The following is a 24,389-nucleotide window of genomic DNA, read 5'->3' on the forward strand; positions in this document are numbered from 1 at the left end:
GCTCAGACAGATACATCGGTTTGATGCCTGCTGGCATTACTTGGTCTGCAAAGAGCCTGACAAGTTCCCTGAAAAGTTCTCTTAATCTTCAGCATTCGGGTCGTAATCCGGCAAAGGGGGCTCAATTTCCACTATGCTGTCCGCGCCCTTGCTACGGGCTGTCTGCAGGGCGCTATTAACGCGCTTGAGCATGCTGTCTGCACTGTCCTTGTGGGCATTTGTCGTCAGGCCGGTTGCAAAAGTCACTTTCAGGCCGGGGGAGATGGACTCCCAATCGACTTCTGCGATGCGCAACTTGAGGCGGGCGATGGCCTTGAGACTGGCTTCCAGCCAGGTCGTTGGCATGACGATCGCAAATTCATTGGCGGCAACACGACCGAATGAATCCAGGGTGCGCAGCATGGTCAGGGCTTCTTTGGCGACTTGCTGCAAAACCTGGCGTGCCACGGCCTGGCCATGCTGTTCCAGTATTTGCTCAAGTCCATCGACGGCGATGGCAGCCAGCGTAAAGGTATGGCCAGTACGGAAGGAGCGTGCCAGTTCACCATCCAGCATCGCCGCCAGGGTACGGCGGTTCAGGGCGCCAGTCAGATGATCGGTCCTGGTCATGCTGTCTAGCTGGGTCAGCACGGTTTCCAGCGTGGGCAAGAGGTTTTCCTGCTGGCCTTCGTTTTTGATTTGCTTGATCAATTGATCAATTTGTTGTCTTGCCTCTAACAAGGGCTGATTAAAATCTGGTGGCATGTACTCTCCGGCGATGCACTAGGTCTGCGTCCAGTGAATGGCACCAGGCGCTACAATGTCACTTTACCATTGCCAGCCGCATTTCTGCCACGATGTTATTCACGAACCAGACTTCCCCTTGTCAACAAGTTATCAGCCAGCTTTTTCCTGGCATGGATTTGTGGATGAAACGCGACGACATGCTGCACCCTCAGGTATCTGGCAACAAGTTTCGTAAATTGAAATATCCCCTTCAAGCCTTGCAGGGGCAGACCACACACGTGGTTTCCATGGGGGGCATCTGGTCTAACCATATCCATGCACTGGCCCATGCGGCAAAGATGCTGGGTCTGCCAGTTACTGCGCTGATACGCGGGGCAGAGGGCATGCATAGTGCTATGTTGGATGATGTCAGGGCTCTGGGCATGCAGGTACAGTTTGTAAACCGTGAGGCTTACCGCGAATTAAGGGACGATGATTCTGCCTGGCGCAAGCATGTGGGCCCGGATGCCGCAGAAGCGCTTTGGTTACCTGAGGGTGGTAGTGCGCCGCTGGCTTTGCGTGGTGTGGCAGAGTTAATCCCCGAAATGCCCTTTATCCCCGATTACCTGGTGGTGGCCTGTGGCACCGGGGCGACGCTCGCAGGTTTGTTGGCTGGCCTGGCTGGACGCTGCAAAGTCATAGGCATTGCCGCCATTAGCAAAGGCGACTATCTGCGCACAGAAATCAGCCGCTTGCTGGTGCAGGCGGGTTACCCTGATTACCAGAATTATGAATTGTTGACTGAATGTTATCATGGCGGCTATGGCAAGACCAGCCCGGCACTGACTGCTTTTTGCCATGAATTTCAACAAGAGACTGGTATTGCGCTTGAACCGGTATATACAGGCAAAATGATGTTTGCTTTACGCGAGTTGTGGCATGATGGATATCTCGCAAAAGATGCCAGGGTAATTGCTGTTCATACCGGCGGTTTGCAGGGAGCACGTGGGTTTGCGCCCATGTAGTCTGTGATGGGACAGTATTCATCGGGCTGGATGCCAATATGAAAAGACAGCGCGCAAGTTGTAGCACCGATTCCAGTGGACTGGCTGTCCTGGTCTTGTGCTGCGTCTTTACTTCAGTGAGTTTCGCAGCTGAATCACAGCAGCCGCAACTGCCGCAATTACGTGTGGCAGTCTATGAAAATCTCGATTACCCCCTGAATATTTTTGACAAGAATCACCAACTGGTCGGTGGTTTGCAAAAAGATTTTACTGACCAGCTGGCAAGAAAACTCTCGACACAAGTCAGTTATGCCGCTTATTCCCGCCGGCGTATAGAAAGCGTGGTGATACAGGGCGATGCTGACATCATGTGTTATTCCAGCCCCGGCTGGTTTGACCTGCCCAAGGAAGTCAGCTGGACAATCGCTACCTTTCCACAGGTAGAAAGAGTGGTCGTCATGGCAGACAAGACCAGCCTGGAAATACTGCCGCAACAACTCGAAGGCAAAAAACTCGTCTTGCAACTTGGTTACCATTATCCGCAAATCGCCAGCCAGCTGGCAGAAGGTAAGATCAAGCGCGTTGATCTGACCGATGTACCCGGCATGTTCCGTCTGCTTGCCCTTGGTGGTGCCGATGCCTTCGTCAGTTCAGATGGTGAGATAGAAGGCTATTTCAAAAACTTTCCGGAAAAACGCAGTCTCTACAAAGTCTCCAAGACCCCATTCACAGTGGTGCAGACCCAATGCGCGCTGTCGCATAAATCACCATGGAAGCTGGAACAGATCAATAGCGCAATACAGTTTTTGCAAGAAACTGGCGAGATGGACAGAATTATGCGCAAATATGGTTTGTCCATGCGTTAGATATGCGTTTGATACCAGTGTTAACTGCTATCCTCCTGGCTTTATTCTTTTCCCCGTCCTGAGATGAAATCTTCCCTGACTGCTGTGCTGACGGCATTGCTCTGCAGCCTGAGCCTGCCTGCAATGGCGGCGGCTGATCCGAACAAGGTCTTGCATCTGTCCTTTGAAGCTGCCGATGATGGCTTTGATGCCATGCGTACCAATAGCGCCTATTCCAACTGGGTGTCTGATGCGATTTTTGAAGGTCTGGTCACTTACGATTATCTGGCGCGTCCGGCCAAACTGGTACCGAATACCATAGAGGCCATGCCCGCCATCAGTGACGACGGCAAGACCCTGACCTTCCGTCTGAAGAAGGGGATTTATTTTTCTCCCGATCCGGCATTTAAGGGCCAGCGCCGCGAATTGCAGTCTAGTGATTATGCCTATACCTTCAAGCGCCTGGTCGATCCAAACAACCGGTCAGTACAGGCCAGCATATTGGAAGGCAAGATCGTCGGTCTGGATGAACTGATTGCCGCCGCCAAAAAAACAGGCAAGTTTGACTATGACAAAGCAATTGCCGGACTGGAAACACCAGACCCCTATACCTTGATTTTGCGCATGAAGGCGCAACACCCTGGCCTGATTTACTATCTCGCCAAGCCCCTGGGAGGCGCGGTAGCACGTGAAGTGGTTGAGCATTATGGCGAAGCCGTCAACCAGCACCCGGTAGGCACAGGTGCCTATATGCTCAAGCAATATGTACCACGCAGTAAAATCATCCTCGAAGCCAATCCTGAATACCGTGGTTTTGTCTGGGATTTTCAAGGCACAGGCACGGACTGGGACAAGCAGATCATCAAGGACATGAAGGGCAAGCAAATGCCCCAGGTCGGTCGGGTAGAGATTGCCATCATAGAAGAAGAGCAGTCACGCTGGCTGGCCTTTGATTCTGGCCAGCTCGATTTTGAAATGCTGGTACCGGCAGCCTCAGTCAAATTGCTGGATCAGGGCAAGCTCAAGCCAGAATTTGCCGCCAAGGGTTTGCGGCTTTACCGCACTGTTGATCCCGGCGTGACCCGTACCTTCTTCAATTTCCAGGACACTACGGTTGGTGGTTACAGCAAGGACAAAATTGCCCTGCGCCGGGCGATTGCCCTGTCCTTCAATCATCAGGAAGAGATAGACCAGGTCTGGTTCGGGCAAGCCATCAAGGCCCAGTCCATGGTGCCGCCAGATGTGACCGGGCATGACACCAGCTATCGCAACAGCAATGCCTACGACCCCAAACTCGCCAACAAGCTGCTCGACAAATTTGGCTACAAGCGCGGTGAAGATGGTTTCCGTACCATGCCCGACGGTTCGCCACTGAAGCTGCGCATTCATTCTGCCCCCAAGACCAAGGACTATGCCCGCATGGAAGTCTGGAAGCGTTCTCTCGACAAGATAGGCATACGCGCAGAATTTCCGGTCGCCGGTTTTGCTGATAACCTGAAATCGGCTTACCAGTGCAAGCTCATGATGTTTGGCATGGGTTACATCGCCGACATCCCTGACGGCATGGATTTCATGGAACTATATTATGGCAAGAATGCTTACCGCGGCAATCATGGTTGCTACAAATCTGATGCCTTCGATGCAGCCTATGAAAAGGCACGCCTGATGCCCAACGGGCCGGAACGTATCAAGTTATTCAATACCATGGAACGCATCCTTGAAGCCGACACCGTGCACAGCATGGAACTCTGGCGCGTGCGCAACTGGCTGATACAACCCTGGGTCAAGGGTTATAAGACTCACCCTATCTTGCGTGGTGACTGGCGCTTCCTGGATGTGGAAAAAACCAAGTGAGCATACTTCCCGGACTTGATCAGGACAAAAAATGAACCTGGCACGCAGTGTGTATCATGTATTGACAGAGCCCAGACAAGAGTGGCAAAGAATTGCACAAGATAGCCGCAGCAGCCAGCATGTATTCGTGCTGACTGTTATACCCGTGACGGCTTTCTTTCTTGTGCTGGGTCTGGTGTCTGCCTTGCTGCTCAGGCATTTTGGTCCCGCAACAGAGATTGAAACACTGTCACGTGATTACCTGCGCATGCTCATCGTGACTACTGTTCGTGCCTATGGCATGGCACTGGTATTCATCTATATCATTGCCCGCATCATGCAGGGGCTGAGCCGCAGGCTTGGTGGCTCGTATAGTTTGCCGCAGGCATTGAAGCTGAGCATCTTTAGCATAGTGCCGCTGCTGATCGTCAGGTCGTTGCACATACTGCCTTTCTTTCGCAATGACAGAGTCACAGAAAATCTGATCGCGATGGCCGCGATCAATTTCCTGGCAAGCATCTACAGCATTTACCTGCTGTATCTGGGCTCGCCGGTCTTGCTTGAAGTGCCACCAGAAAAATGCGCTAAATTCACCGCGATCAGTGCTGCGGTGTTAATGCTGCTTACCTGGCTGCCCATCGTTCTGGTCGTCTTCATGGCGAACCTGATGGGGAGTCTGGACTAGTTCACTATTAGCTCATCACCGGCCTGAAAAAACTTCTCTCATAGCTGACGATGCACTTGTGTTCTTCAGCATATCGGAACGCTGCCTGGCATTCTGCATCATCCATCATCTGTATGCGGTATTGTTCATACGCCGCCAGGCTGGGGAAGGTAAACAGTGCCAGCGCCACATTATTCGCACCCTCAGAGGGCAGGAAATAACCGTGGTGCTGGCCGCCAAATTTGTTTACCAGCGGTATCCAGAGTTTGCCGTAATGTTCAAACTCTTTGAGTTTGGCGGGATCGATGATGTAGCGCAGATAGCAAGTAACCATGATGTTGATCTGAGAGTGTAAGAGCCGCTATCTTACCTGCATATCCGCGCAGGCATCAAACCTGGATCAGACCGCCATCTGCTACCAGTTCCACACCATTCACATAGCTGGCTGTGGCTGATGCCAGAAACAGTACTGCAGCCGCGATTTCCTCTGGCCTCGCCATACGGCCTGCCGGTGCGGCATCGACCAGATAGGCAGAGAAGTTGGCGATATCTGCTTCTTTCATGTTCAGGCCATTTTCCATGATCGGTGTCCTGGTGACACCGGGGCTGACGACATTCACGCGTATCTTCCTGTCCTTGAGATCATTCGCCCAGCTGCGTGCAAATGAGCGCACTGCTGCTTTTGAGGCATTGTAGAGACTCAGGTTGGGCATGCCCTTGCTGGCCGCGATAGAGGCATTCAGGACTATCGCAGAAGCTGGCTTCATTAAAGGTAGCAGGCTTTGCACCGTGAAGAACAGGCCTTTGACATTGGTGTCGAAGGTGGTGGCAAATTCAGCCTCTGTCGTGTTGCCAAACTGGTTGTGGATGGCGATACCGGCATTGGCGAACAATACATCGATTTGCTCACCACTTGCGGCAATTTTGTCATGCAGGGCTTGCAGGTCACTGGTACTGGCAGCATCCGCCGTCACCGGGATAGCCTTGCTGCCGAGGATTTCGCGCGCTTGTTCAAGTTTGGCTGTTGAACGGCCAGTGATATACACACGTTTGGCACCAGCGTTGATAAAGGACTGGGCACTGGCCAGGCCTATGCCTGAGGAGCCGCCAGTGATGACGATGATCTGGTCTTTGAATTCGTTGGTAGTTGCTGACATTTCGGTTTTCCTGTGCAAGGGGGATAGGAAATGGCAGTATGGTAGATATGAATTGGTGAAACAATCCATGTTTTGTTCATGAGATTGGTGATTAAATTTCAGTAATTGGAAGTTATATTTTTGCGCCAAGTACCGTGTTCCGGCATCTAACCTAGCTGATCAGACTTTGAACTTGGAATTTTTTATTGACGTCATTCCAGCGTGCTCTTGGCTGGAATCCACCGGGCTGGCGCTCCAGAGACGTTCTTTGCATGCCGCGCAATGCGCTAAATTTAAATTCGTAGACTCACGAGTTAGATTTCTAGATACCCGCACACGTCATTCACGATTGCCGGTCGGGGGGCGACTGCTACATACCTTCCTTGCGTCGCCAAGAAAGGTATGTCAAAGAAGGCGAACCAGGCGTAGCCGCCCCTTCGGGGTTCCCGTTTGTGCGGTACAAAAAAATGGGAAATGCCCGAAACTCGCTGCCCTTGCAGGGCGCACAATCGCTTGCAAGCGATTGCCGTTACGCAGGCGAAGTGCATGCACTTTGAAACCCATGCTACACCTCAAACGCGGGCATTCCTTAATCCATTTTCTGTACCGCACAAACGGCGACTACACATGGGAACTACAAAAGTCAAAATCAGCCCCAACGTCTACACGACCACCAGTCAAATTTATTCAATCTTGATGGATCGACTATAGACTGCTTAATCCTTAGTCGGACGATACTGCCCAGCCCAACCTGCAAATGCGCCAACGCTGCGTGTCTGTATCCACAGCTTGCCTTCACCCTTGAAGCGGCAGACGAAGCCTTCGCCAGAGAAGAATAAAGACTTGTAGCCGCCAACTTTGCTGATGCTGTATTCCAGGCCTTCGGTGAAGGCGACGATGTTGCCGGTATCAACGACGTAGCCATCTTTGACATCGATTTCTATGATGGCACCATAGCTGTTGAGCCACAAATCACCTTCGCCGGAGGCGCGGATCAGGAACAGGCTTTCGCCAGAAAAGAAGCCTTTGGTAAAGCCCTGCCATTTAGTTTCTATATTGATGCCAGGGGTACTGGCAACAAAGGCGCCGCTTTGCAAATACAGGGTTTCGCCGCGCATGTAGCGGTGGATCAGGTCGCCTGGTGTTGCTGGGGCGATACCGATTTCGCCGGGGCCGTTTTCAGCAGTGAATTCATTGAGAAAGAGATTTTCACCCGACAGCATGCGCGAGATGCCGCCTTTCATCTTGGTTTTCATGACCAGATTGGTGTCCATCGTTGCCATGGCGCTGGCTTCCACTTTCAACATTTGTCCGGGTGGTAGCTGGACGGTGAGGAAGCCAAAGTCAGGGCTGCCATCGATCCTGAATTTCAGACCGGCGAAATCGGTTGCTGCAACTGGCTGCGCTGGAGCCAGCGCTGTAGCAGTTGTACTGACCGCAGTTTCCTGTCTGGCGATTGCTGGTGCAGCTTCAACGGGAGCTTGAGCCACAACTGCTGACGTAACTGCAGTTGCGGGTACAGCGGCTGTTTCGGGAGCCAGGACTTCACTTTTCGCCGCAGTATCCGCATCACCTTGCAGGCGCACCTTCAGGCCATTTTTTTCTATGGTCAGGCGGTATTTTTCTGCGGTCTCGCTATCAAGCCCGCGCTTGATGACGCGTGGTGCGGTTTCCAGCAATTGCCTGGCTTGTTCTGCCGGGAGCTTGAACAGTTTTTCGACTGTAGCGCAAGCCTGTTCAAAACTGATGCCTTCAGCCAGTTCACCGGTGAGGACGACATCTATCATCGTGTTATTCATTTGTTTTTGTCCTTATCCGCGCACTTTGAGCTCAGGGCCCAGTAATTGGCCAAAGCTGCTTTCATTATGGGACTGGCACCAGACCGTGCCACGGCCAGAGAATTTGCAGACCATGCCTTCGCCACCAAGTATGGATTGCAACCAGCTCATGCCCGCCTTGGTGATGGAGAATTGCAGGGTTTCGCTAAAGGCGACGATGTGGCCGGTATCGACGATGTAATCACCATCGACTTCTATAGGATAAATAGCACCGAAGGAAGACAGGACTGCCGTGCCTTTGCCCTTGAGCTTGAGCCAGAAAATGCGTTCGCCAGACAAGAGGGATTTAAAGCCCTGCCAGCCCAGATCGACTTCTATGCCTTCATCGCATGCCAGAAAAGAACCACCCTGCACGATGAGGTTGTCGTTGTTTAATGGCAGCACCAGCATGTCACCGGCGAGATCAGTACCCAGCCAGACTTCGCCTGGTGTGTTTTGTGGTTCAAAATGATTCAGGAATAATGATTCACCGCCGAGCAAACGCTTGGCTGCCTTCAGTAATGAGCCTCCCTGTTTTTTATGGGTGGTCGTGGTGATTTGCATATTGCTGCTCATGGCCAGCATGGCACCGGATTCTGCAGTGCAGACTTCACCAGGACGCAGGCTGACTTTGGCTGCGGTATTACCAGGCTGATTGACTAATTCTACGTGCATGATGCGTCCTTACAATTTTGGATTGAGCCAGCCAGCCAGGCTGGAAATGCTGCGCGTCTGTATGATGATCTTGCCTTTGCCGCTGACACGCGTGACCAGGCCCTCACCACCAAAGAAGCTGGAAAACAAACCACCTGCGAGTTGCAGATTCAGGCGCAGCGATGGGTCGTAAGCCACCAGGTGACTGGTATCGACGATGTATTCACCATTGACTTCTTTTTCCAGCAATGCGCCATAAGCACCAAACCAGACCTTGCCATGACCGCTGACCTTGATGCGGAACAGGCCCTCACGCGCGATCCAGGAGGCGAAACCGGCAAAGCCCAGACCTATCTTGACGCTTTCTTCACAAGCCAGAAAAGCGCCGGGCTGCATGAAATACACTTCATCATTCAGTTCCTTGCACAGGATTTCACCCGGCGTAGGCTGAACGATAGTCATGCTGCGTGGTGTCGAAGTCGCATTGTGAAAGCGGCTGATGAACAGGGATTCGCCACCCAGGTATTTGCGCAGCAAACCCTTGATGAGGCCACCATTGAAACGTGCCGTCAGGTCAAGGCTGGCATCCATGCTGGACATGGCATCGGGCTCGGTCATGATGCTCTCACCGGGTGCGAGTTCTACCTCGACGTAGGAGAAGGCATGGCCCCCTTTGATATTTGCTTTCACTGATTACTCCTTTTTGTGTTTCAGGATTGTGGTGTTGAGGACGGGCCTGCTGGCTTGTCTTTGGACTCGGTAGTTACTGGCTTGGCGACAAATTTTTTGACGGCTTCCTGCAAATCCTTGAAGGCAGCCTCTTGATTAATGTATGACCCTTCAGGTTTACCGATAAGTTCACGTAAATGCGCCATGCGTTTTTCGCTGGTGGGGTGAGTGCTCAGCAAACCCATGGCTTGCTTGTAGGCTTCACGCGCCTGTTTGTTGTCGATTTTTTCGAGAGCAGCCTTTTCTTCTGCAATCATGCGCTCGAAAAAAACTGGCAAGCCTGCCGGATTGATGTTGGCACGTTTTAATAACAGCACGCCTTTTTCATCCGCATCGGTTTCAAAGCGTCGTGAATATTGCTGGCTCAGCAGCATGGGCGCGGCATTGCTAAAGACTGCCAGCAAGCCGCTGACGTCGCCAAACACGGCACTGGCAACCAGGTAAATCCCGGCATTGCCGATGACATTGCGTGTGCCATGACGTTCTTCCACATGGCTGATCTCATGCGCCAGCACGCCCAGTAATTCTTCTGCACTGCCTGCCTTCAGGATCAGGCCAGAATGGATGGCAACATAGCCACCAGGCAGGGCATAGGCATTGGTGCTGCTGTCATTGACGATAGAAATAGAGTAGCGATACGGCGAATTCGGCAAGGCTTGCAACAGCGGACTGGTGAGTGGCTTCAACACCACGTCAGCCTCGGCTTTAGGCATGCGGCGATTTTTCAGGTCATCCTGGGCGGCCACGCTGGCACCGAGTTTTTCTTCCCATTCTACCGGCACCTGTTTGGCGGCATAGGAAGACATGGTGTCCATTTGCCACATCAGGCCTAGCGGCACTGCTATCAGCAAGAGGCTGAAACCTATTAATGCTCCCCAGCCATAGGCACGCTTGCGGCCCGCCGCAGCGATCTGGCGTGAGCATTCAGGGTGAGCAAGCAATACCGGGTTTTTCAAGATGCTGAGGTCGCTGGTGTACAGCACCAGGTCAGGCTTGTGGGCATGCTTGATGAACACCAGTTTATTCGCTGCACCACCCAGTGTCAGTTCCAGTTGCGCAAATGGCAGAGTGCCCAGCAAAGAGGCCACCTGATAACTGACCCCCAGTTGCGACAGGCTCAGTTCACCAGTATCCCGGCCACCGGGCAGGGATGCGTGAAAAGCGTGGCAAGGGTATTTGCTGGAAGCAAGCTCCATGTTGATCCTGAAGTAATATAAAAAGCTGTCTATGCTTGCTGAAGAAGCAGGCAAATTTAGTCAGAGCGTCAGAATTATAAAGCAGCGATCCGTATTTTTTGTTTAAGTTTTCAAACCTGACAAAACATGGTATTGACGCAATAGATTGTGGCTGTTAGCACATCACCTGCAAGTATTATGTTTCCCTGTGTCGATATAATGCTTTCGTTATTGAAAGAACTCCTGCCCATGTCACCAGACTTGAATGATTTACTGGCTTTCGCCCGCGTTGCCGAATGCCGCAGTTTCCGCCAGGCTGCGCAAGAATTGCAGCTCACGGCTTCTGCACTGAGCCATACCATGACCAGGATGGAGAAAAAACTGGGCATGCGCCTGCTGCAAAGAACTACCCGCAGCGTCAGCCTGACACCGGCGGGTGAACGCCTGCTGCAGAGCCTGCAACCGGCGTTGCAAGAAATCCAGGGCGCTCTCGAAAGTCTGAATGAACTCAGGGACAAGCCAGTTGGCCGCTTGCGCCTGAATGTGCCGCGCCCGGCGGCGCAACTCACGCTGGCCCCGGTCATGGCCGCCTGGCATGCGGCCTACCCTGAAGTCGAACTTGAAGTCGTCAGCAGTGATGCCCTCATCGATATCGTAGAACAGGGCTTTGATGCCGGCCTGCGTTTTGGTGAAAGCCTGCAGCAGGACATGGTGGCTATCCCGGTGGGGCGCGAAATCCGTTTTGTCGTCTGTGCCTCTCCTGCCTATTTGCAAAAACACGGTGTACCTGAAACGCCACATGAGCTGTTGCAGCATCAATGCATACAATTCCGTTTCCCCAGCGGGCAAAGATATCGCTGGGAATTCCAGCGCGGGCAGGAAAAAATGGAAGTTGCCACCACCGGCGCCCTGGTGTTTGATGATTTCTATGTGGCGACGCGGGTCGCTTGCGATGGTGCCGGGATTTGCTACACCTATTGTGGCTATGCTGATGAGCTGGTGAAGCAGGGGAAATTGCAATACGTGCTGGAAGACTGGTGGCCAGCGCCTGAGCGCAGCTATTTATACTACCCCAGCCGCCGTCATCAGTCGGCGGCTTTGCGGGCTTTCATCGATTTTATGAAGTGAGTCATTAGCATATTTCGGCGTCATTTATTTGGGAATGGTCGTAACTTCCCAGGAAAAACTGCCGCCTTTTGATCTAACCGTTTCATACAAGGCACTAACCTGCTTGTCTGCATTGTTGCCCTGAGCGGCGACTTTGTTACTGATTTGTAGTTTCCATTTTTTTGTTGTGGCTTTATCGCTGGCTGCAGAGAAGCTATACACCAATTCGTAGCGCAGCCCCAGATCGTCAGCAACCTTACGAAATGTGTCTATGTCTGCCTGGTCTTTAGTCTCATACGAGATTTTCAACAGCACATCGACCTGGGGATTTTTTGCGTACAAACGAATAGCGTCAGAGGGCAGGTCAACAGCGCTGGCAGTACTGGGGGTGAAGGCCATGCCTGCAAGACAGATAAAGGCGTATGCCACTACGAGGTATTTTTTCATTGTGGACAGGTTTCCTGAGTCTGGTTATTCAGTTTAAGTCAGTTTTAATTTGGATTACACATCATATAAAGTGGCAAACTGATATCTGATAATATCAAAAATATAATTTAAAAGTAAGTAAAAATAAATAAGATTTTTATTTTTTGTCAAGCATCATCGGCAGGTATTTCCCCTGACTTACCCACAGAAGAGTAAACTATAGGGATAACCATCTTGTCGCATCCTGCGATACGAGCGAACGAGCGAGCATCGCCATGTCAGAAAACAAACCTCCGATTACTTTTGAAGACCTGCAATTGAGTGCGCCCATCATGCGCGCCTTGCAGGATGTAGGTTATGAAACACCATCGCCGATACAGGCGGCCACCATCCCGATTTTGCTGTCCAACCGTGACGTCCTAGGCCAGGCCCAGACCGGTACCGGTAAAACTGCTGCCTTTGCCCTGCCCATACTGTCACGCCTTGATGTGCGTCAGACCACGCCGCAGGCGCTGGTGCTGGCTCCAACGCGTGAGCTGGCAATACAGGTGGCAGAAGCCTTCCAGACTTATGCACGCCATATCCCTGGTTTCCATGTCCTGCCTATCTACGGCGGCCAAAGCTATGGCCCGCAACTCTCGGCCCTGCGCCGCGGTGTGCATGTCGTGGTTGGTACGCCTGGCCGTGTCATCGACCATCTGGACAAGGGCACGCTGGATTTGTCCGCCCTGAAAACCCTGGTGCTGGATGAAGCCGATGAAATGCTGCGCATGGGCTTTATCGATGACGTAGAACGCATCCTGCAAGAAACACCGGAAGGCCGCCAGACTGCCTTGTTCTCGGCCACCATGCCTTCAGCCATCAAGCGCATCGCCCAGACTTATCTGAACAAACCGGCAGAAGTCACAGTCGCTGCAAAAACCGGCACAGCCGACAATATCCGCCAGCGTTACTGGCTGGTCAGTGGCATGCACAAGCTCGATGCCCTGACACGCATACTGGAAGCCGAGAGTTTCGACGGCATGATCATTTTCGCCCGTACCAAACTCGGTACCGAAGAACTGGCAGCCAGGCTTGATGCAAGAGGCTTCTCGGTTGCCGCCATCAATGGCGACATCAACCAGCAACAGCGTGAACGCACTATCCAGCAACTGAAAGACGGCAAGATTGATATCCTGGTCGCGACTGATGTGGCTGCGCGTGGTCTGGACGTAGAGCGCATCAGTCACGTCATCAACTATGACGTACCGTATGACCCTGAAAGCTACACTCACCGCATAGGCCGTACCGGCCGCGCCGGTCGTAGTGGTGAAGCCATTCTGTTTATCACACCACGCGAAAAGAACTTGTTGAAAGCGATTGAAAGAGCAACGCGTCAGCCAGTGTCACCACTGGAATTGCCGACCATACAGACCGTTAACAATGTCCGTATCGCCCGCTTCAAGGACCAGATTTCTGCCACGCTGGCGCAAGGCGGACTGGAAGAATTCACATCCCTGATCGAAGATTTTGAGCGTGAGCAAAATATCCCGGCAGTGGAAATTGCTGCGGCGCTGGCCAAAATGGCGCGTGGCGATGAGCCTTTGCTGCTCGATAAAAACCGTAAAGAAACCAAGAACGACGATAGCTGGCGCGATGAGCGTCCTGCCCGCGCCGAGCGTGGTGACAGAGCCGATCGTGGCGACCGCGGTGACCGTTTTGAACGCGCACCGCGTGAAGACCGTGGCCCGCGCCGAGAACACAGCCCGCGCACACCAGAGCCAGGCATGCAGACTTTCCGCATCGCTGTAGGTCATGATCATGGCGTCAAGCCCGGCAATATCGTTGGTGCAATTGCCAATGAAGCCAATATAGAATCCAAGTTCATCGGTCGTATCGATATCTATGATGACTACACCATCCTCGATCTGCCAGACAATCTGCCTGGCGACATGATGGAACACCTGAGTTCAGTACGTGTGGCTGGTCAGGCCCTGCGCATTAGCGCAGAAAAAGGCCAGGGCAGCAGCGCGCCAGCATCCCGTCCTGCACCACGTGCAGCGCGCGAAGAAGCGCCCCGCGAACGTGCTCCACGTATAGCTGAATCCGCACCTGGCAGCAAGCTGAATCAGGTCGTCGATCGTGCTGCCCGCGCGCCCTTTGAAGAAGAGCGCCCGGCCAAACCTAAAAAAGACAAGGCTGATGGCAAAGGCAAGGTCGGCATCCCCATGCTGACTTACCGTATCGAAGTCGGCAAGGCTGATGCGGTAACGCCTAGCAATATCGTTGGTGCGATTGCCAATGAAGCCGGTCTGGAAGCCAAGCACATAGGCCGCATCGATATTTTTGACGACTACAGTACGCTGGATTTGCCAGATGGCATGCCCAAGGAATTGCTGAAGCAATTGAAAGGCGTCTGGGTCGCAGGCAAGCAAATCCAGATCAGCCCGGTCGGTGATGACCATGTGCGCAAGCCTCTGCCAGTCAACCAGCCATCACCTTTCGGCCCCAAGAAAGCAGGCGGTGATCGCCGCGTGACAGAAAAAGCCAAGGGTTATGGCGCGGGCAAACCGGCAGCAGCCAAGCCACATCGCAAAGGCCCTAAAGCCTGATTGGCCTGACTGTGCCATGATGGTGCCAGTTCGTCACATCTGAAACACTAGCTTGAATACCCCCGCGCTTGCGGGGGTATTTGTTTGTGTGGGCGGTTTTATCTTTGCTCAGGCAGCAACGCGTTCTGCATCTGGCCTGCGGCGCAGCCTGACCTGAGTAATTGCTGGTGGGTTGTAGGCTGCGTGCAAAGGGCCGACGTCAGTTCCCGGTGCAACGATCTGGTCTATGTTATCCAGCACTTCATCACTGAGCGTGACACCGGCACCTGCCAGCAGGTCATCCAGTTGTGCCATCGTGCGCGGCCCCAGGTTGGCCGAGGTCACGCCTGGATGGGCAATTGCGAAAGCCATCGCCATGTGTGTCAGTGATAATCCTGCTTCCTGCGCGACGATGATCAGTTGTTCAACAGCGTCCAGTTTACCTGCATCCGTCATATAGCCGGGATTGAAACGCACGCGTGCGCTATCGGTTTGCTGGCCCTTGCGATATCTGCCGGTCAGCAAACCCATGGACAAGGGGCTCCATACCATCACGCCCATGCCATACTTTTCGCAAGTCGGTAACACTTCCCTTTCTATGCTGCGGTTGAGTATCGAATAAGAAGGTTGCTCGCAACGGAAGCGTGCCAGTCCGCGCCTTTCGGCCATCCATTGCGCTTCCACGATGTCAGACACCGGGAAGGTGGATGATCCTATGGCACGTATTTTCCCTGCGCGCACCAGGTCGGTCAGTGCCGACAGGGTTTCTTCTATGTCGGTGTCCGGTGCTGGCCGGTGTATCTGGAACAGGTCTATGTAATCGGTCTGCAGGCGGCGCAGGGAATCTTCCACTGCGCGCACCAGCCAGCGCCGTGAATTGCCTTGCTGGTTGGGGTCAGTACCCATGGGTAGATTGGCCTTGGTCGCCAGCACGATATGATCGCGCCTGCCCTTGAGCGCCTTGCCAACGATCTCTTCCGACTCGCCACGGCTATAGAAATCTGCCGTGTCGATAAAGTTGATACCAGCGTCGAGTGCCTTGTGGATGATGCGGATAGAATCTTCATGGTCAGCATTGCCGACCGCGCCAAACATCATCGCGCCCAAGCAGTAAGGGCTGACCTTGATGCCGGTTTTTCCTAGCGTACGGTATTCCATATTATTTATTCCTGTAGTTGAGAGAATTAAATGAATCAATTAAATGAGTTCTGATGACCGTCGACGAAATCAGCGTGCTGAAAGGTAAAATGGAACATCGTTCCGGATTAATCGGATCAATGTTCCGCATTTCAAGGAAAGAACAAAATTGGAAATAAAAATGGAAGTCAAAAGTGGAAATGAATAAGTTGGCTCCAAGTGTAGGCAGTGAAAGCGGCTGGAATGAAGAGCGAAATCCCAGGCGCGTGCGTGCTGACGCACAACGCAGTACAGATGCCTTGCTCGAAGCTGCCCTGGAAGTGTTTGCCACTTCCGGTGTGGACGCGCCGGTGCGCGAGATTGCCCAGCGGGCAGGCGTGGGTGTCGGCACCCTGTATCGCCGCTTCCCGCAGCGCTCAGACCTGGTTACTGCGGTGTTTCGTCATGAAGTGGATGCCTGTGCCGACGCTGCACCCGTGCTGGCGGCTCAATATGCGCCTGGTGAGGCGGTCGCGCAATGGATGCTGCGCTATGTAGATTTCATCGCCGCCAAGCGCGGGCTGGCGGCAGCGCTGCATTCGGGTGACCCGGCATTCGCGATATTGCCAGCCTACTTCCAGCAGCGCCTTGAGCCAGCGCTCAGCGGTTTGCTTGAGGCAGCAGCAGCGGCAGGCGACATGCGCGCAGATATAGCGCCCTATGATTTGCTGCGGGCAGTCGCCAATTTATCAACAACTACCCAGGAAGGCGGACCAGAACATGCGCGACGCATGCTGGCTTTGCTGGTCGACGGCTTGCGTTATGGCGCCAAGCCCGCCACTGGTACAAGCAAAGTGTAGATAATAAAATAATCAGGATGTGTATTTTAACTACATTTAAATATCTGTTTGAACATCCTGTTTTTGATAGTCATGATATTGTTTCCAAGAAAATTTCAGAGTGTGATCATTGATTCTTGAGAAGACTGATTAGGTATTTTCATCTTTCTTTTTCTTGATGTGCATTTTTTATTAATGTATCTTAACTACATAAATTAAATAATGAGACAAGATCATGAAGACACTAGCTGCCCTGACCCTGCTGGGATTAATATCCCTGCCTGTGCTTGCACAAACCACCAGCACGGTAAAACACCCGGTGTGGAGCAAGAATGCCGCGATTTATGAAGCAAATATCCGCCAGCATTCACCAGAGGGAAGTTTCAAACGTTTTCAGGAATACTTGCCTGAACTGAAAAAGATGGGAGTAGGCATTATCTGGATCATGCCCATCAATCCCATAGGTAAAAAAAACCGCAAGGGGACTCTGGGCAGTTATTATGCCGTGCGTGATTACAAGGGCGTGAATCCTGAATTTGGTACACCGGCTGATTTCAAAAATCTTGTCGATGCCGCCCACGCGCAAGGCATGAAGGTCATCATAGACTGGGTCGCCAATCACACTGCCTGGGACCATCCCTGGGCCACATCCCATCCCGAGTATTACCTGAAGAATGAAAAAGGCGAATTCGTCCCGCCTGTGCCGGACTGGCAGGATGTCATCAAGCTCAATTATGCGAACAAACAGTTGCGCGCAGAAATGATAGATGCGCTGAAGTTCTGGCTGACTGAATATGGCATCGATGGTTACCGTTGTGATGTTGCCGAGATGGTACCGACTGATTTCTGGAACGAAGCGCGGGCAGCGCTGGACAAAGTAAAACCAGTTTTCATGCTGGCAGAAGCAGAGGCTACAGACTTGCATGAAAAAGCCTTTGATATGACTTATGCCTGGCAACTCAAGGACTTGTTTGGCGAGATTGCCAAAGGCAAGAAAAATGCGAACGACCTGGCAACCTATATGGCAGGACCAGAAAAGAAATTCCACCCAAATGCCTACCGCATGCTGCATACCTCCAACCATGATCTGAATTCGTGGGAGGGCACAGAATTTGAACGCCTTGGTGATGGTGCAGAAAACTTCCTGGTCTTGTCGAACCTGCTGAAAGGCATGCCCTTATTGTATTCAGGCCAGGAGGCTGGCAATACCAAACGCCTGGAATTCTTTGAGCGTGACCCCATCAAGTGGCAAGATCATCCTTACAAGGCTATCTACACCACGCTGTTCCATTTGAAGAAAACCAATCAGGCTTTGTGGAACGGTACTGAGGGTGCAGAGCAGGTGCGTATAGCCACATCGAATGATGCATCCATCTATGCGTTTTCACGCAGCAAGGCAGCAAATCAGGTCGTGGGTATTTTTAATCTGAGCGGGCAGGCACAAAGCTTTAGCCTGAACCAGCCAGTTGCGGCTGGACTCAGCAATTTGTTTAGCGGCAAGAAGGAAACGCTTAAATCAGGCCAGAAAATTGAACTCAAACCCTGGGAATACAAGGTCTTGGTCAAGTAAAAAAATGGCAAGCCGCAGCACACAATCGCCACGGCTTGTGCAAGTTTAATAATCAAGATCCAGCACAGGTGCAGGCAAGGCATCTGTTGTTGCCAGACCGAGGATGCGCGCCAGGGTTTGTGCGACCACATTCACGTCATTATCAAAGCTGCCATGGGCAAGCGGGATCAAGCGCTTGCCGCAATTGACGTGACTAGCATCGATGATGTGCAAATTGCTGCTTTGCTCTGCCGTCAGCCCCTTGCCATCTTCAGCAAAATCGCGGGGCAATTTTTTGCCCCAGTAAAATTTATTCCAGCTCTTCAAGGTGGCGAGGCTGGATACATTCCATTGTTCCTCTGCCAGTTTGTCACCGTTGAAGTAGGCTGCATCAAGGCTGGCAGCCATACCCAGCAAGGGTGTTTTATGGCGGGTTTCAAAAGCGCGGGCCACGAGGTAGAGCAGGGATTTGCGATACACCAGATAGACATTGTCATTGCGCTCGCGCCGGTCTGACATCAGATGCAGGTGAAAATTCTCGCGTGCCAGTATGCCGCTTTCCATCGCAGGGCGGTAAGTGCTTTCTGCAAACTCCAGACTACAGGCCGGTGCATACAGACTGCATGTGCTGACTGCCAGTTTGCGTGCGGCCAGCAAGCCCAGTAAATGGCCCAGAGCAATGGAACCTGCTGAGTGGCCTATCAGATGGATTTCCAGCTTGCCCTTGCCCAGCTCCCTGCTTAATTGTTTCAGGCGTTCGGCGATTGCCAGCAGGCCGCGTGGCGGATCACCATCTTCTGTAGCCAGTGCTGCATTTTGCTTCATCTGCATCCACTGCGATTTGCCACCTATGCTGGCTGCAAGGTTTTCTATCGTGCGGTCCATTACATCAACGGCTGTATTCTTGAGCTGCTCCAGCCAGTCGCTGGAGACTACAGAGCCTGTCAGGTAATCCCGCAATTTATCCTTGAGCACGTCCCCCATGGTTTCTGTGAGTCCGGTTTTCCAGGTGATGAAGACCGGGTATATACCGTTTGCCAGAAAACTGGGTGCCATGGCGGCAATGCGCTTGAGTGACTCAGCTTCACTATGAAGGCCACCATGAGCATACAGGGCAAGTTTCAAGACCTTGTTTTTGCTGTGTTGTTTGAGCCAGGCTTGTGGTGCCTGCACCAGGACTTTTTCTACCGTCGCTGACGCATCGGCAACTTCGAGCAATCTTTGTATCAGACCACCATCGTTGCCCATGACCACGGTCAGGCTATACGCCTGGTCCATGCTGAGTACCGCCTGACCAGGCTTGCCTGCGGGATGGGCACCGCTGGGCAGCAGGGCTGATCCACTGGCCTTGAAGGCAGCAACAGGCGGGATATTCGCCTGAGGGGACAGCTGCTTCTCAGCACGAGTGCGGTTCACCGCATCAACATAGCGCACGGGTACGCCCAGGGATACGGTCCAGGCATCTGTGCCATTTACCAGCCAGTCGTCATAGGTGATGATGGCGAAACCCTGCAGGCCCCAATCTGCGCCCCAGGAGTTTTGCACGACAAAACCCTGGTCGGTATAACCGAGCAAGGCAAAGGCATGGCCACCGGCCTTGACCTCGCTAAAGTTGACTACAGGCAGTTGCTCCAGCTTGCTGAAGCTGCTTGCTTTTGATGTCGGTACCTCGGACCAGCCCTGATGCAGCTTGCATGAGACATAGATGGCACCAATCTCCAGGATGGCCGCCTGCATGTCGGTGATCGATGTTTTATCTATGCGGTAATACACACCCAGGGCGCGGCTCAGTGCGTCTTTTTCCCAGCCCGGTTTTGGCGCTTCAAAGGCTGGTACCTGGTCATTTTTATTGACCGTATAGGGCCACAGCGCACGGCTGCAGACACCATGCTTGTGCCAGCCCTTGAGAGCACCGCGACAGCTGGAGCCCAGATAATCTTCACCCGGCCATTCGTCATACAGCTGAGCGAGATGGTAGATCATGCGTGGGCTGCTTTCCTTGTTGCTGGTGTCGCGCAGCCAGAACAGGTAATTGATGACCGCGGCCAGACCAAAGCCAGTACAGGCACCATCCGAGCCCTGGTTCAAAATCATGCCTGCCTTGATGTAGCTGGCGAGCTGGTTCTTGATGAAGCTGCTATCAGGGTAGGATACTGGCAGGTTCAGCACGCGGGGCGTGTAGATGCGGTCGCGGATATCAAGGCGGTCAGGACGCGCATCCAGGGCCAGGTCGCTGCCGTTAAAGGGTATGGTCTGGGCTGGCATGCAGGCCTCCTGGGTCAGTATGAAGGATTTCTATGGGAATGTTGCTTGAAATATTGGCAACAATAGTGTCTCAGGATTTATTTGGCTTGGCAATAGCACAAAGAATTGCACGATGAAGCCGGAACATCCTGCAAAACGTGCGCATAAAGAAAAAGGCCGCCAAGACTAGCTTGACGGCCTCTTGCCCTGCAATTGCCAGGACTTATTTTTTCGCTGCGTCAGCAGAAGCGGATGCTGCTGCAGATGCTGCCGGTACTACGGTAGGTGTTACTGACAAAGGCGCACCTGATGCTGCTGGTGCAGAAGCTGCGGCTGGTGCTTCCTTGATTTCTATCTTGGCTTTAGCCTTGATGTCATCCAGCATTTTCTTCAGGTTCTTTTGCTGCAATTGCTGGCTCAGACCGGACTTGACTTCTTCCAGCGGAGGAATAGTCACAGGACGGGAATCGTCGAGGATGATGACGTGGTAACCAAACTGGGATTTGACTGGCTCTTCAGTAAATTTGCCTTTTTCCAGTTTAGCGACTGCTGCGCCAAATTCCGGCACCATGCCGCGTGGGTTGAACCAGCCCAGGTCACCACCATTGGCTTTGGAGCCAGGATCTTGTGATTTGGCTTTGGCCAGGCCTTCGAAAGACTTCACGTCTTTCTTGATCTTGGCGATGATGTCCTTGGCTTCGTCTTCAGTTTTTACCAGAATATGACGGGCCTTGTATTCATTGCCACCATTGCTTTTCTTGAATTCTTCGTATTCAGCTTTCAGGGCGTCGTCCGAGACCGTTGCTGTCTTGATGTAATCCTTGACATAGGCATTAGCCAGGATGGATTGACGCGTCATTTCGATCTGATCGGCCACTTCTGGCTTTTTATCCAGACCTTTGTTGACAGCTTCTTTGGCTACAACGATTTGCATGGCCAGATTGTCGATGACCATCTTGCGTGTTTCAGCCGTATCAGGCATGCCTTGGGCGGCCTGTTGCTGCATGATCTGGTCCAGTTGTTTCTTGCTGATAGGTGTGCCATCGACAGTGGCTGCGACTTCGCTACTTGCAGCAGCCGACGCAGAAGCGGAAGCAGAGGCTGACGCAGCCTTGTCTGCATTCTTATCATTACAGGCGCTGAGTACCAACAAGGCAAGAGCGCTACCCAGGACGACACGGGACTTAATTGACATACACATTCCTTCAATATTGAGCTGACTTTGCAGCAGATATCATGCCTGTCGGCATACGACGATTTAAAAAATGACGCTGAATTCTACTCGTGATTGTACCTGTCATGCTAGTTATTCACTTTTACTTACCAAATTTCAGTGAAAATATCTGCCGTCGGTTCCTGTCAGAGCCAGCCGTCAATGCCCTGACTGATGCTGGCATAAATAACATGCCCCTGCATGCTCATCGTTATTTCGATGACAAATTTGGATTCCGGCAAATTCGTCAGGTATTTCTGTTAAAAATGAGGAATATTTCTTAAATGCACGGAAGTCAGGGAACAAATTTTGACTTGCTCACTCCAAGCAGGAGGTTTTATCCGGTATAAGAATGACAATCAAGACCCATACCGGCAATTAAAAAGCATCGTACAGGGAGCTTTGGCCAATCCGGCCAGAAATTTCGATAGAAGAATCCAAACAGGAGACATGAATGCGTATTTTGCAGGTTTTATGTGGCACAGCCCTCATCGCCACCAGCTTTAGCGGCCAGTTTGCGCTTGCCGCCAGCGAAGAAAAAATCGACCTCGACCTGATTACCAAATTGCGTGACGAGGCCATGAACCGCTCCAAGGCGCAAGAAATACTGGGCACACTCACAGATGAGATAGGCCCGCGCCTGACCGGTTCGCCCGCACTTCGCAAGGCTGGTGACTGGACCCGCAGCAAATTTGGTGAATGGGGCCTGCAAAATATTCATAGCGAAAGCTTTGCCCCCTTTGGCCGTGGCTGGACGCTGGAAAAAACCACCCTGCGCATGGTTGCGCCTTCGCAAGTCGATCTGTATGCGATCCCCAAGGCATGGACGCCAGGCACAAATGGACTGCAGCGTGGCAAGCTGATCATCGCAAAAATGGTAGCAGATGAAGATCTGCCAAAATGGAAAGGCAAGCTGGCCGGTGCCATCGTCCTGCTCGATGAACCACTGCCGATCAAACCGCATGTGAAGGCAGATGCGCACAGGTATACACATGAAGAACTGAGTGAGCTCAGTAAGATCGATTTCGAGCCGTCAGCCTCCCGCCGTGGCGATATACAGACTTACCTGAAGCGCTTTGCATTCGCCAAAAAACTGCGCACCTTCCTGGCAGAAGAAAAAGCCCTGGCCGCCCTGAATGTGACCCGTGGTGAAGATGGCACCATCTTTGTACAGGAAGGCGGTTCATACAAGAAAGATGAAGTGACCGGCCCGCCTACCCTGGTCGTTGCCAGCGAAACCTATAACCGTCTGTATCGCCTGGTCGAAAAGAAAAAAGATGTGGAACTGGAAATTGATGTCAAAGCCACGTTCAGCGACGAAGACCCGGAAGCTGCCATCAATGTACTGGCAGAAATCCCCGGCACAGATAAAAAAGACGAGATCGTCATGCTCGGTGCCCATCTGGATTCCTGGCATGGTGGCACAGGCGCGACCGACAATGCCGCCGGCGTTGCCATGGCAATGGAAGCTGTGCGACTCTTGAAGGCGACTGGTTTCAAGCCGCGTCGCACCATACGCATCGCCCTGTGGGGTGGTGAAGAGCAGGGTTTGCTGGGTTCACGTGCCTATGTCAATAAATGGATAGCGTCCCGCCCTGAGCCGACTGATCCAAAAGAGCTTGAGCTACCGACTTTTGCACGCAAACCGACCGGGCCGCTCAGCATCAAACCCATGCACAGCAAGATTTCTGCCTACTTCAATCTCGATAATGGCGGCGGTAAAATCCGTGGCATCTATGCAGAAAACAATGCGACCTTAAAGCCGATATTTGATGCCTGGCTCGCACCATTCAATGATGTCGGTGCCACGACGACGACGCTGCGCAACACTGGCAGCACCGACCATGTGAGCTTCGACCGCGTTGGCGTGCCTGGTTTCCAGTTCGTGCAGGATGATATGGACTACTTCAGCCGCACCCATCACTCCAGCATGGATGTGTATGACAAGGTACAAAAGAGCGACCTGACCCAGGCTTCGATGATACTGGCGAGCTTCGTTGCCCATGCTGCCAACCGCAATGAGATGCTGCCGCGCAAACCTATGCCTAAAGATCCACCGCCGGACGAGAAGAAAGACGACAAGGCAACTGAAGAGAAAGCGGTCAAATAAATAATACAGATACTTTATTCTTTCAAAAAGGCCATTTGCGCTTAGTCTTCCCGAACAGGAATACAATGCGCCTGTGGCCTTTTTTGATTGAGACAAGAGATGAGTGAAGTTAGCCTGACCAGCGTGGAAGATATTCCCGATAACCTGGCAGAGATATTGCCAGTCGGCATGATCGCGGGTGGAGGCGTGGCAGCACTTGCCATGGCGGCAGTAGCAAACCGCAAGTTTCTGGCGGCCCAGCCTGCAGAACAGCAAAACAGTGGCTGGCAGGCTTTCCACTATGAGCGCATTTCTGCAAGCGAATTTGAAATCACAGGCGGCATCGCCGACCCAAGTTCAGGCGGTAAAAAGTTTCATGGTGCGCATGACACTGTCATCATTACCGAGGCCGACGTTCTGGCTGAAATGCTGTTGATGCTGCCGCCAGCAGCAACGACAGCTTTAGCGAATGCCACTACGGCTCTGGCTCAACCCGTCGCCACCATACAAGGCACAAATGCAGCGAATGTACTCAAGGTGATTTTTACTTTGCCGGACGATGAGTTGGGGCGCCAGAGGGTCTTGCGCGCTTTTCAATTACAGGCCGATTTTTTTGGCGCAAAAGTTCAGGCTTGCTCATTACATGATGTCAGCGCGTTGAAGTTGGATTAAGC

The 24,389-nt window shown here is 52.5% G+C and carries 21 protein-coding genes; 10 read left to right on the forward strand and 11 right to left on the reverse strand.

Annotated elements, in window-relative coordinates; genetic code table 11:
- Positions 1 to 81: 81 nt before the first annotated feature.
- Positions 82 to 744 (reverse strand): GGDEF domain-containing protein, encoded by a 663-nt coding sequence (locus UNDKW_RS28915; RefSeq protein WP_162061597.1) that lies wholly within the window; start codon positions 742 to 744, stop codon positions 82 to 84.
- A gap of 152 nt (positions 745 to 896) precedes the next feature.
- On the opposite strand from UNDKW_RS28915, the gene UNDKW_RS28920 reads away from it, so the two are divergent.
- From UNDKW_RS28920 to UNDKW_RS28935, 4 genes are all read left to right on the forward strand, one after another.
- A complete protein-coding gene (locus UNDKW_RS28920; RefSeq protein WP_255431528.1) occupies positions 897 to 1,730 on the forward strand; it encodes a 1-aminocyclopropane-1-carboxylate deaminase/D-cysteine desulfhydrase in 834 nt (277 codons plus the stop codon).
- 38 nt (positions 1,731 to 1,768) lie between these two features.
- Positions 1,769 to 2,575, forward strand: coding sequence for an ABC transporter substrate-binding protein (locus UNDKW_RS28925; protein ID WP_162061599.1), 807 nt, complete (start codon positions 1,769 to 1,771; stop codon positions 2,573 to 2,575).
- 63 nt (positions 2,576 to 2,638) lie between these two features.
- Complete coding sequence (locus UNDKW_RS28930; protein WP_162061600.1) at positions 2,639 to 4,408, forward strand: ABC transporter substrate-binding protein; 1,770 nt, start codon at positions 2,639 to 2,641, stop codon at positions 4,406 to 4,408.
- 31 nt (positions 4,409 to 4,439) lie between these two features.
- A complete protein-coding gene (locus UNDKW_RS28935) occupies positions 4,440 to 5,072 on the forward strand; it encodes a Yip1 family protein (protein ID WP_162061601.1) in 633 nt (210 codons plus the stop codon).
- Positions 5,073 to 5,079: 7 nt separating this feature from the next.
- Here UNDKW_RS28935 and UNDKW_RS28940 read toward each other — a convergent pair whose 3' ends face one another.
- The 6 genes from UNDKW_RS28940 to UNDKW_RS28965 form a co-directional block, all read right to left on the reverse strand.
- On the reverse strand, positions 5,080 to 5,385 hold the full coding sequence (locus UNDKW_RS28940; RefSeq protein WP_162044262.1) for an NIPSNAP family protein: 306 nt from the start codon (positions 5,383 to 5,385) through the stop codon (positions 5,080 to 5,082).
- 55 nt (positions 5,386 to 5,440) lie between these two features.
- Positions 5,441 to 6,208: an SDR family oxidoreductase gene (locus UNDKW_RS28945; RefSeq protein WP_162061602.1), complete on the reverse strand. Its 768-nt coding sequence runs from the start codon at positions 6,206 to 6,208 to the stop codon at positions 5,441 to 5,443.
- A 695-nt stretch (positions 6,209 to 6,903) separates the two neighbouring features.
- Positions 6,904 to 7,986, reverse strand: a complete 1,083-nt coding sequence (locus UNDKW_RS28950) for a TIGR00266 family protein (protein WP_162061603.1) — start codon at positions 7,984 to 7,986, stop codon at positions 6,904 to 6,906.
- Positions 7,987 to 7,998: 12 nt separating this feature from the next.
- Positions 7,999 to 8,679: a TIGR00266 family protein gene (locus tag UNDKW_RS28955; RefSeq protein WP_162061604.1), complete on the reverse strand. Its 681-nt coding sequence runs from the start codon at positions 8,677 to 8,679 to the stop codon at positions 7,999 to 8,001.
- 9 nt (positions 8,680 to 8,688) lie between these two features.
- Positions 8,689 to 9,348, reverse strand: coding sequence for a TIGR00266 family protein (locus UNDKW_RS28960; protein WP_162061605.1), 660 nt, complete (start codon positions 9,346 to 9,348; stop codon positions 8,689 to 8,691).
- A gap of 20 nt (positions 9,349 to 9,368) precedes the next feature.
- On the reverse strand, positions 9,369 to 10,583 hold the full coding sequence (locus tag UNDKW_RS28965; protein WP_162061606.1) for a M48 family metallopeptidase: 1,215 nt from the start codon (positions 10,581 to 10,583) through the stop codon (positions 9,369 to 9,371).
- A gap of 228 nt (positions 10,584 to 10,811) precedes the next feature.
- On the opposite strand from UNDKW_RS28965, the gene UNDKW_RS28970 reads away from it, so the two are divergent.
- A complete protein-coding gene (locus tag UNDKW_RS28970; RefSeq protein ID WP_162062156.1) occupies positions 10,812 to 11,690 on the forward strand; it encodes a LysR family transcriptional regulator in 879 nt (292 codons plus the stop codon).
- Between the two features lie 24 nt (positions 11,691 to 11,714).
- Here the strand turns inward: UNDKW_RS28970 and UNDKW_RS28975 are convergent, their stop codons facing one another.
- Positions 11,715 to 12,116, reverse strand: coding sequence for a hypothetical protein (locus tag UNDKW_RS28975; protein WP_162061607.1), 402 nt, complete (start codon positions 12,114 to 12,116; stop codon positions 11,715 to 11,717).
- A 254-nt stretch (positions 12,117 to 12,370) separates the two neighbouring features.
- On the opposite strand from UNDKW_RS28975, the gene UNDKW_RS28980 reads away from it, so the two are divergent.
- A complete protein-coding gene (locus UNDKW_RS28980; RefSeq protein WP_162061608.1) occupies positions 12,371 to 14,686 on the forward strand; it encodes a DEAD/DEAH box helicase in 2,316 nt (771 codons plus the stop codon).
- A 108-nt stretch (positions 14,687 to 14,794) separates the two neighbouring features.
- Here UNDKW_RS28980 and UNDKW_RS28985 read toward each other — a convergent pair whose 3' ends face one another.
- Complete coding sequence (locus UNDKW_RS28985) at positions 14,795 to 15,823, reverse strand: aldo/keto reductase (protein ID WP_162061609.1); 1,029 nt, start codon at positions 15,821 to 15,823, stop codon at positions 14,795 to 14,797.
- 179 nt (positions 15,824 to 16,002) lie between these two features.
- Here UNDKW_RS28985 and UNDKW_RS28990 point away from each other — a divergent pair, with 179 nt between their 5' ends.
- Both UNDKW_RS28990 and UNDKW_RS28995 read left to right on the forward strand, forming a co-directional pair.
- A complete protein-coding gene (locus UNDKW_RS28990) occupies positions 16,003 to 16,641 on the forward strand; it encodes a TetR/AcrR family transcriptional regulator (RefSeq protein WP_162061610.1) in 639 nt (212 codons plus the stop codon).
- Positions 16,642 to 16,855: 214 nt separating this feature from the next.
- The gene (locus UNDKW_RS28995) at positions 16,856 to 18,190 is read left to right on the forward strand and encodes an alpha-amylase family glycosyl hydrolase (RefSeq protein WP_162061611.1); all 1,335 of its coding nucleotides are present in this window, start codon (positions 16,856 to 16,858) and stop codon (positions 18,188 to 18,190) included.
- Positions 18,191 to 18,235: 45 nt separating this feature from the next.
- Here UNDKW_RS28995 and UNDKW_RS29000 read toward each other — a convergent pair whose 3' ends face one another.
- Positions 18,236 to 20,434 carry a C1 family peptidase gene (locus tag UNDKW_RS29000; protein ID WP_162061612.1) on the reverse strand — a complete coding sequence of 733 codons (2,199 nt, stop codon included), beginning with the start codon at positions 20,432 to 20,434 and terminating at the stop codon, positions 18,236 to 18,238.
- A 202-nt stretch (positions 20,435 to 20,636) separates the two neighbouring features.
- Positions 20,637 to 21,608, reverse strand: coding sequence for a peptidylprolyl isomerase (locus UNDKW_RS29005; RefSeq protein ID WP_162061613.1), 972 nt, complete (start codon positions 21,606 to 21,608; stop codon positions 20,637 to 20,639).
- 472 nt (positions 21,609 to 22,080) lie between these two features.
- Between UNDKW_RS29005 and UNDKW_RS29010 the strand changes: the two genes are divergently transcribed.
- Together UNDKW_RS29010 and UNDKW_RS29015 are read left to right on the forward strand one after the other, a co-directional pair.
- Positions 22,081 to 23,736: a M20/M25/M40 family metallo-hydrolase gene (locus tag UNDKW_RS29010; protein ID WP_162061614.1), complete on the forward strand. Its 1,656-nt coding sequence runs from the start codon at positions 22,081 to 22,083 to the stop codon at positions 23,734 to 23,736.
- A 99-nt stretch (positions 23,737 to 23,835) separates the two neighbouring features.
- Positions 23,836 to 24,387, forward strand: coding sequence for a hypothetical protein (locus tag UNDKW_RS29015; protein WP_162061615.1), 552 nt, complete (start codon positions 23,836 to 23,838; stop codon positions 24,385 to 24,387).
- Positions 24,388 to 24,389 lie beyond the last annotated feature (2 nt).

Source organism: Undibacterium sp. KW1, assembly GCF_009937955.1.
In the GTDB taxonomy this organism is placed as follows: Bacteria; Pseudomonadota; Gammaproteobacteria; order Burkholderiales; family Burkholderiaceae_D; genus Undibacterium.

What these genes read in the sequence shown, in the direction of transcription:
- UNDKW_RS28915 (WP_162061597.1), bottom strand. Translation starts at nt 744, where the DNA reads ATGCCACCAGATTTTAATCAGCCCTTGTTAGAGGCAAGACAACAAATT.
- UNDKW_RS28920 (WP_255431528.1), top strand. Translation starts at nt 897, where the DNA reads ATGGATTTGTGGATGAAACGCGACGACATGCTGCACCCTCAGGTATCT.
- UNDKW_RS28925 (WP_162061599.1), top strand. Translation starts at nt 1,769, where the DNA reads ATGAAAAGACAGCGCGCAAGTTGTAGCACCGATTCCAGTGGACTGGCT.
- UNDKW_RS28930 (WP_162061600.1), top strand. Translation starts at nt 2,639, where the DNA reads ATGAAATCTTCCCTGACTGCTGTGCTGACGGCATTGCTCTGCAGCCTG.
- UNDKW_RS28935 (WP_162061601.1), top strand. Translation starts at nt 4,440, where the DNA reads ATGAACCTGGCACGCAGTGTGTATCATGTATTGACAGAGCCCAGACAA.
- UNDKW_RS28940 (WP_162044262.1), bottom strand. Translation starts at nt 5,385, where the DNA reads ATGGTTACTTGCTATCTGCGCTACATCATCGATCCCGCCAAACTCAAA.
- UNDKW_RS28945 (WP_162061602.1), bottom strand. Translation starts at nt 6,208, where the DNA reads ATGTCAGCAACTACCAACGAATTCAAAGACCAGATCATCGTCATCACT.
- UNDKW_RS28950 (WP_162061603.1), bottom strand. Translation starts at nt 7,986, where the DNA reads ATGAATAACACGATGATAGATGTCGTCCTCACCGGTGAACTGGCTGAA.
- UNDKW_RS28955 (WP_162061604.1), bottom strand. Translation starts at nt 8,679, where the DNA reads ATGCACGTAGAATTAGTCAATCAGCCTGGTAATACCGCAGCCAAAGTC.
- UNDKW_RS28965 (WP_162061606.1), bottom strand. Translation starts at nt 10,583, where the DNA reads ATGGAGCTTGCTTCCAGCAAATACCCTTGCCACGCTTTTCACGCATCC.
- UNDKW_RS28970 (WP_162062156.1), top strand. Translation starts at nt 10,812, where the DNA reads ATGTCACCAGACTTGAATGATTTACTGGCTTTCGCCCGCGTTGCCGAA.
- UNDKW_RS28975 (WP_162061607.1), bottom strand. Translation starts at nt 12,116, where the DNA reads ATGAAAAAATACCTCGTAGTGGCATACGCCTTTATCTGTCTTGCAGGC.
- UNDKW_RS28980 (WP_162061608.1), top strand. Translation starts at nt 12,371, where the DNA reads ATGTCAGAAAACAAACCTCCGATTACTTTTGAAGACCTGCAATTGAGT.
- UNDKW_RS28985 (WP_162061609.1), bottom strand. Translation starts at nt 15,823, where the DNA reads ATGGAATACCGTACGCTAGGAAAAACCGGCATCAAGGTCAGCCCTTAC.
- UNDKW_RS28990 (WP_162061610.1), top strand. Translation starts at nt 16,003, where the DNA reads ATGAATAAGTTGGCTCCAAGTGTAGGCAGTGAAAGCGGCTGGAATGAA.
- UNDKW_RS28995 (WP_162061611.1), top strand. Translation starts at nt 16,856, where the DNA reads ATGAAGACACTAGCTGCCCTGACCCTGCTGGGATTAATATCCCTGCCT.
- UNDKW_RS29000 (WP_162061612.1), bottom strand. Translation starts at nt 20,434, where the DNA reads ATGCCAGCCCAGACCATACCCTTTAACGGCAGCGACCTGGCCCTGGAT.
- UNDKW_RS29005 (WP_162061613.1), bottom strand. Translation starts at nt 21,608, where the DNA reads ATGTCAATTAAGTCCCGTGTCGTCCTGGGTAGCGCTCTTGCCTTGTTG.
- UNDKW_RS29010 (WP_162061614.1), top strand. Translation starts at nt 22,081, where the DNA reads ATGCGTATTTTGCAGGTTTTATGTGGCACAGCCCTCATCGCCACCAGC.
- UNDKW_RS29015 (WP_162061615.1), top strand. Translation starts at nt 23,836, where the DNA reads ATGAGTGAAGTTAGCCTGACCAGCGTGGAAGATATTCCCGATAACCTG.